Here is a 7,186-nt window from a genome sequence, read left to right as displayed (position 1 = left end):
ATTTCCTTTATCAAGAACTTTTCTTACAAACTCACTCATGGTTACTCCTGCGCTTTTGGCTTTGCCTTTGAGCGTATAGTAATCCTGCGTATTCAGTTTCACCGTGATACGGTATTTCTTCTTTTCGGCTACGCCCTTGGTTGGGCGACCACCTTTTTTATATTCTGTTTTTATCATACTTGTTTCGTTTATTGATTTGATGGAGACCGGCGGGATAATCCTCTGCACCGAGTGTCAGGAGGTGGAGCAAGTGGTTTTGGTATACCCAAAACATAAACTTGCTCCCCGAAAAACAGATTATGCCAAACTATTCCTGTAATCATAGCTTAATCCCTTTGGCTTTCTTGACTTCTGCTTTCTCTGAATGCTTGGTTTCGGCACACAGATACTCATTTAAGTCCTTGTAGCCATTGTATAAAGTTGATGCATCCGTAACAGATTTTCCCAATTCATTTGATAATTGCTGATAGGCATTTCTTCCAGCTTCGTCATTGTCCAAAAAACATAGGATACTGTCATATTGCGACAAGCGTTCTAATGCCTTTTGGATATTTGACACAGAGTTGAGTACCAAATAATCTTGCCGTCTTAGTCCGTCATTCTCCTTTCTTCGGAGCGTCATAAATGAAAGAAAGTCCATGAAGCCCTCGAAAACAAAACATACATTCTTCGGCTCTTCTGCGTAGAAGTGGCTGATGTCTTTTGGTGCAATGCAGCCTTTGAAGAACGGATTGCGTATTTCGTAGCCACCTGCGATATTGGGAAAGCCAATACCAAAGTAATGCTTGCCCCTTGTATCAAAGTGTAGTTCCTTACACACGGTTCTTGCCGTTTCAATATCAATACACCTTTCTTCAAGATATTTGATAAGGGCTGGATGAATGAGAGGTTGCACTTGAAGTTGCTCAAAAGAGTTCTTCTGTAGAGTAGATTGGGCTGTGGGCAGACTGGCTGGCACGTTGCTTGGTGCGTTACGCTCTATCTGATGGATGAGATATGATACATCAGAGGATTTGTAGAGCAGTTCCGCCAAGTCTATGATGTTTCCACCTTTGCCAATACAGAAGTCATACCATTGATTGATTTCTGTATTTACCTTGAATGATGCGTGCTTCTCTGCTCTTAGTGGAGAAAGGTACATCAGGTTAACACCATATTGTTTTACAGGCTTACAGCCTATTGCAGCAAGAAAGTCATGCAACTTGATTTGCTTGATATCGTTGATATTCATAATTGTACGGTTTTGAAGGGTTGATAATTTTAATGAATTGATGAATGAGGGTTTATCTGTATGTTTATCAGACAGTTAACCTCTCATCATGTTTTCATCAAATTACTCGTCAAATAGATAATGTTGGCGAAAAGAAAAAATATCCTTTTCTTTTTTCATCAGCAAAATATCCATGATGAGCAAATGATGAGAATATAAACAGCTTGTAATAAGTGTTTTATATTGATTATTCATCATTTCATCAGAATAAGAGATATAAACTCGTTTAGAAATTTAATAATTGTTCTTTGGTTATCGTATAAAACCTGCCCGTTCTTCGGATGGGCGAGTAATACAAGGGGGCATTGTAGCTTAACTGATACGTTGTATAAGTCAGCGTATTGGATACAGGTGTGAGCTTCCAGATGTCCTGCACAATCCTCCTTATCTGCCCTTTGTCGTACTTGCATTGCGTATTACTCAAAAGTGGCATCATATCATTGATGCAGAAAGATACCTCTTCGACATTATTCATTTCCATGATGTCAAGACACAGCTCTGACATTTCAAGTTCCAACTTGTTTCTATTACTGCGGATAATGCGCTGCAATGCTGGCGTAAAGGTCAGCTTGGGCGCAAACCACATACGACTTTCCTTGTGGGTGGACAGTGTTCGTTGCTGCAGGAAATAGAGAAAGGCGGGAATCTCGGCTTTCAGCTTTTGCAGAAAGTCGGTATCATCGCTTTTGAGACGCTCTATCTTCCTTACCCAATATCGGGTTTCTCCCACGTCTATGATGACTGGGAGTAACTCGTTATTGGAACACAGCACGAACTTGGCAAAGAAGGAGATTTCGTCTCTGTCTTTGCCTTTTGCTTCCACCTTGTAGGAAAGTGTTGTGCTGAGATTTTTCAGTCGTTCACTGTCTTCCCTGCGATTGAGCAATACCTCGTCCACCACAATAAGCAGTTTCCCTGCCCAATCCGCATTGAACTGACTACGAAAATCCTCGTTGGTGTTGAAGGTTACGTTGTTCTGGAAAACGGCTTTGAGAAAGTTTAGGAACGTACTCTTGCCTGTATTGCGTTCTTCTGACACCATCAGGAGGATGGGGAGTTTCTGCACGGGTTGGAGATAGAGCAACTGCAAGTAGTCCATCCCCAGCTCGTATTGTTCCCCGAAGATGTGCCTTATCAGGGAATCAACGTACGGGAACTCTCCTTTCTTTGGCTGGTGTCCTATCGGTTCGTAGAGATTTAGGAACTTGTCAACCACAGGTTGATAGTTCACATGGTTAGGGACAGTGCAGAAACCATCGTACTTCGGGACAGTGGCAATAAAGTCCTTGCCATAGTCCTGCCGTAGCGTTTCGTTGTTCCATACGATACGCTTCTTGACGAAACCGCCATTGATGCGTGGCTGATTCACGATCTTGTATAAGGTCGTGCCAACACGGATAAATTCTTCCTGTGCCATGAGCTATTTCTGCATTAAGGGTTTGTTACCCATGATATACCTTTGAACCTCTTGATTTATCTGTGCAGTGGTCTTAATAGGATTCTGCCGTAGCCACGCTTCAAGTTCTGCCTTCTCAAAATAAAGCATTTTACCTTGTGGCTTGTAATGAGGTATCAGATTTCCCGATGTGAGTTTGTAGAGATAACTCTTTGAGAGGTTTAAGAACCTGCTGGCTTCTTCAAAACTCAGCACGTTCTTATTCATGAATACCATTTGTTCGAGTTCTTCAACTCGAGTTTCTAATGTCTTGTTCATATTGAAAACATTTTGAATTAAACAATATGAAGGTGCACCTTCGTTAATTATTTGTTAACGAGGGCAAAATTAGAAACGATAAAAGTAAATGACGTTGAGCAATGTTTGAGGTATCAACCTATGCTCAACCTTTTTTCAGTTGTTTGATGTAGTTATCAATGGTTTCCCATCCTTTCGGTTGCTTCATATTGATTTGGTCTGTTGCGGTGGAAAGGTCGGTGCGTGTCAGTGGCGTATCTTTTGTTTTCCCCAAGACAAGTTCATTACGAGCAATCGCAGATTGCCATTCATCAGTAATGAACCCTCGAAGATTAAGACTTTGCATGAGATATGCCAGCTGGCGGTTGTTATTTGATTTTAGAACACCTTTTAGCTTACAAGCAAAGAAGTCTTTGAATATCTTAGGAGATATGCAAGTTGTAAATAATTGAATTTCGTTGATGCAAGCGGTAAGAATCTCAATTTGCTCATCTGTAAAATCAGATTGAAATGGATTTGTTCCTTTACCAACGATGACAGGTTTCCTTTTCTGCTCACATGGTTCATCGTTTATCAAGACTGAAGAGCGAGACCGATCGGTTTGTACCTCTGTCAATTCAATTCGTTCTATTTCTGCCATGAGATATTTTGCATACCGTTCATACAGGATTGCATCAACAAGGTACGAGAACATCGGTAGAACATCATTATATACGGTGTGTTCCTCAATGTACTTGGCATATTCAAATGAAGAAATGGAGAAGGAGGTATATTTCTGTTTTTGTTCTTTGGTCAGTGATTCAAAGAAAGTGCTTTCCCACAAAAAGTCATCATCGTTGTAATACTCCTCGACACATGCAAGGGCAGGATAATTCAGATAAATAGAAGAAAGTTTGTCGGTTATTCGGATATATTCTTTTTGCAATATCTCTTTAAGTTCTACATTGCTAATACAACTCTTCTTCCTCAGAATATTTCCAATGAGCACATTGTAGGTCTGAGTAATGCAATAGCTTAATATTCGTTGAATACTGTCAAGCTGTATCTTTAGATTGTCATTTTCCATTTTGCAATTTTCTATGGTGGGTACTATTTACAAAGATAGGGCATTCATTGGAGAAAAACCCAAGAAAAGGGAACAAACAGAATAAAAGGGAAGAGTTGTCGTTATTAAATATAAAACAGATTGATTATATGCTACAAAACTGTTAAATACATAATGTAGTGGAAAATTTTAAGAAATGAGATTTTCAATACTTAATGAGGTATATTAAAGTATATTTATTAAATTTGCATTGATTATTATTAACAATATAGCTTATTAGTGTTTTTTCATAAAAGTTTATGAGATTTGTAAAAGTTGATACATGCTTTAAAAAAATGCATATAGGACAAATCGCTTCTTGCAAGGTTGGAGAAAAGATAGGACTAATATTTGGTTTATCACAAATTAACGTTGTCAATGGTCATGCTACTTTTAGGGATAAAATTTTTGTCTTTGAGAAAAATGACCAATTTGTCCTTGACAAAGGAACAATGGTTACATTTTTATCTTACGAACATAAAAGAATAAATACTGTAACTAATGTGATTGCGTTGACGGCATTGGATAGTTTTAAAGATCATAGAGGGGTATACCGAGAAAACCAAACCTACCATGATGACAATGCTTGGAATCATATTGTAAATGGAATACCCTATGCTGATTTTGAGGAAGGAAGACTTTGTGTCATTATATTGCCAATAATACAAAATGACATTGTATATATTTATGAGGGCGTTCTGAGTGGAAACGAGCATTTAGCTTATGAAATATTTCACGAACTACGTTATAAAACAGATAATAGGTGGAAAGATTACACGGATGTAGCTTTATTTATTCAAAAATCAGTAGAATATATAGAAAGCCTTAATATTGATAACATTATATCAGACTATACAGTCTATCGGGTTGAAAGATTACAAAGACGCCCAGGACGTGATGATCATTATTTTATTCATAAAATTTCTAATTTAAAAACAGATGATCCCTATTTGAATTATTTATTGCCTTCTATAGATGAATTAATTTCATATGATAATAATTGGTGCAGCAGCTGTGACGAAGATAATTCTGGTGAATATTATTTAAAAGAAGAAACTTTAACTGCACAAAAAGCAGCAAAGAGAAACTATACTAAGTATAACCATCTTGCATTCTTAATAATGGATGAAATTACAAGATCTAAAGAGGAATACGAACGTATATACACTCTTAATAATAAAATGGATGAAATTTTTGCTACTGATAAAAAGAAAAACTTAATTGATTGGAGTAAGAACTTACCCAATAATATTATAGAAATCGTAGATAGTTATAATAACACTAAATAATATAGATTAGAAAGAGAATAGTATTCTGACAGAAAATTATTGTTAATTAGACATAAAACAAAGTTGAGATATACTCTAAAAGTACACCTTTCTCATTATATTGCTATATAGTACACTTTTAGTACATATTGAAAAAGTAAAATCCCTTGTAAATCAGTGATTTACAAGGGATTTGTAGTACCCAGACCCGAACTATATTTATTATAAACAAATATTTACATTTACTTTTCAACTTCACTAAAAATCAACACTTTACAAGTTTTCAAAACACACACAAATGTAATAGAGAGTATTAAAATATCCAAAATGTTCCTGCAATGTTCCTGCAAAATGTTCCTGCAAATAATAAAATAACTATCTTTGTAGTGGATATAATTTTTTAGTGATATGTCAAAAGGTAATACTACATTTGGTTTTGAACTTGCACCCCGACCAAATAGATTTGGTTTCTATCCTATTGTGTTAAGAATAACAAGGGATAGGAAGAAGAAAAGAGTGAATACTGGCTTGGAAGTGAAAAAAGCAGACTGGAATCAGAAAGCAAAAAACTACAAGCACTTCAGAAGTAGCCATCATAATGCTGAAGCAAGTAATGATATACTGAAGGACATACTTGCAAAATATGATGGAACATACAAGGAGTTAAGAAAGGAAGGTGTAGCATCATCAGAAAACATCATAGAGAAGGTGAAAACTGGTGAAGTAAGTGAATCATTCCTGCAATATGCTAAAGACCGCACACAAGAAATTTATGATGCTGGAGGTGTAAGGAACTGGAAAAAATATACTGGTTTCTGTAACAAGTTAGAAACATTCCTGACAAGGCAAAAGAAAAAAGACTTGCTGTTTTCAGAAGTTACCCCAGCTTTCCTTTCCAAGTTTGACAACTTCCTTCACAAACTACACAACGAAAGAGAGCCTGAAAAGCTATTGCATCCTAATACTATCCAAGTTGTACTGAATATTTTTAAGACCATTGTCAATCGGGCAATAGAGATAGATAGCAAGATGAAGCCTGAAGATAATCCCTTCCTAAAATTCAAGTATAAGGGAGTAAAGACTATCAAGGATAAACTGGATGCATCAGAACTGGATGCAATAATGGCACTTGATTTAGAAAAAGGTAGCTTGATTTGGAATTGTCGTAACTACTTCTTTTTTTCATTCTATTGTGCAGGTATAAGGGTAGGTGACTTTATACAACTTCGATGGTGCAATATTACATCAGAAGGCAGGCTACAATATCAAATGGGTAAGAATCACAAGGATAGAAACTTGAAATTAGTCCCTGAAGCACTGGAAATATTAAAACACTACTACAAAGAAGATGCAAAACCAAATGAATACATATTCCCATTACTTGATATGAAGCCAATATGGGCAAAATATATAAGCCAAGAGGAAAAAGACACAATGCCATCAGATATGAAAATGGATATGTTCAACACTATTAGTGCAAAAACAGCCTTAATAAATAAAGAACTTGCTAAAATCGGAAAGATGGCTAACATTGAAAAGAAGGTTTCATTCCATATCAGCCGACATTCATTTGCAAAGATGGCAAAGGAGAAGGGACTGGATAATTTGGAGGTAAAGGCACTACTGGCACATACTAATATATCAACTACTCAAAAATATATGGGTGAATTCGATACGCAAAGGGATGATGCTGCACTTAATAAGGTTTTTGTCAAAGAAGATGAGGCTGACAAGCTATTGCAGCAGTTACAAGGAGTAAACCCTGAAGTATTAAAAGCTGTACTGGAGAGGCTGACAAAATAGCCTACCCCTTTTATTGTAGTTAAAAAGCATAAGAATACTTATGCCGATAGAACCTAAAATAAAAAATA

At 36.6% G+C, this 7,186-nt stretch carries 7 protein-coding genes; 2 read left to right on the top strand and 5 right to left on the bottom strand.

From position 1 onward, the window contains the following. The 5 genes from D464_RS0111370 to D464_RS0111350 form a co-directional block, all read right to left on the bottom strand. Window positions 1–177 (bottom strand): plasmid mobilization protein (locus D464_RS0111370; protein ID WP_026284696.1); only part of this gene is annotated, 177 nt, incomplete at its 3' end. A 142-nt stretch (window positions 178–319) separates the two neighbouring features. Continuing rightward, window positions 320–1,231: a toprim domain-containing protein gene (locus D464_RS0111365; RefSeq protein WP_018911482.1), complete on the bottom strand. Its 912-nt coding sequence runs from the start codon at window positions 1,229–1,231 to the stop codon at window positions 320–322. A 265-nt stretch (window positions 1,232–1,496) separates the two neighbouring features. After that, window positions 1,497–2,687, bottom strand: coding sequence for a primase-helicase family protein (locus D464_RS0111360; RefSeq protein WP_018911481.1), 1,191 nt, complete (start codon window positions 2,685–2,687; stop codon window positions 1,497–1,499). A gap of 3 nt (window positions 2,688–2,690) precedes the next feature. Next, window positions 2,691–2,984: a helix-turn-helix domain-containing protein gene (locus D464_RS0111355; protein ID WP_018911480.1), complete on the bottom strand. Its 294-nt coding sequence runs from the start codon at window positions 2,982–2,984 to the stop codon at window positions 2,691–2,693. Window positions 2,985–3,108: 124 nt separating this feature from the next. After that, a complete protein-coding gene (locus D464_RS0111350; RefSeq protein WP_018911479.1) occupies window positions 3,109–4,029 on the bottom strand; it encodes a hypothetical protein in 921 nt (306 codons plus the stop codon). Between the two features lie 278 nt (window positions 4,030–4,307). On the opposite strand from D464_RS0111350, the gene D464_RS0111345 reads away from it, so the two are divergent. Beyond that, the gene (locus tag D464_RS0111345; RefSeq protein ID WP_018911478.1) at window positions 4,308–5,336 is read left to right on the top strand and encodes a hypothetical protein; all 1,029 of its coding nucleotides are present in this window, start codon (window positions 4,308–4,310) and stop codon (window positions 5,334–5,336) included. A gap of 387 nt (window positions 5,337–5,723) precedes the next feature. Continuing rightward, window positions 5,724–7,118 (top strand): site-specific integrase, encoded by a 1,395-nt coding sequence (locus tag D464_RS0111340; RefSeq protein WP_018911477.1) that lies wholly within the window; start codon window positions 5,724–5,726, stop codon window positions 7,116–7,118. The last annotated feature ends 68 nt before the right edge of the window (window positions 7,119–7,186 follow it).

Source organism: Prevotella veroralis DSM 19559 = JCM 6290, from assembly GCF_000377625.1.
In the GTDB taxonomy this organism is placed as follows: Bacteria; Bacteroidota; Bacteroidia; order Bacteroidales; family Bacteroidaceae; genus Prevotella; species Prevotella veroralis.
The sequence above is the reverse complement of the archived record's forward strand: the minus strand, read 5'-3'. Positions and strand labels throughout refer to the sequence as shown.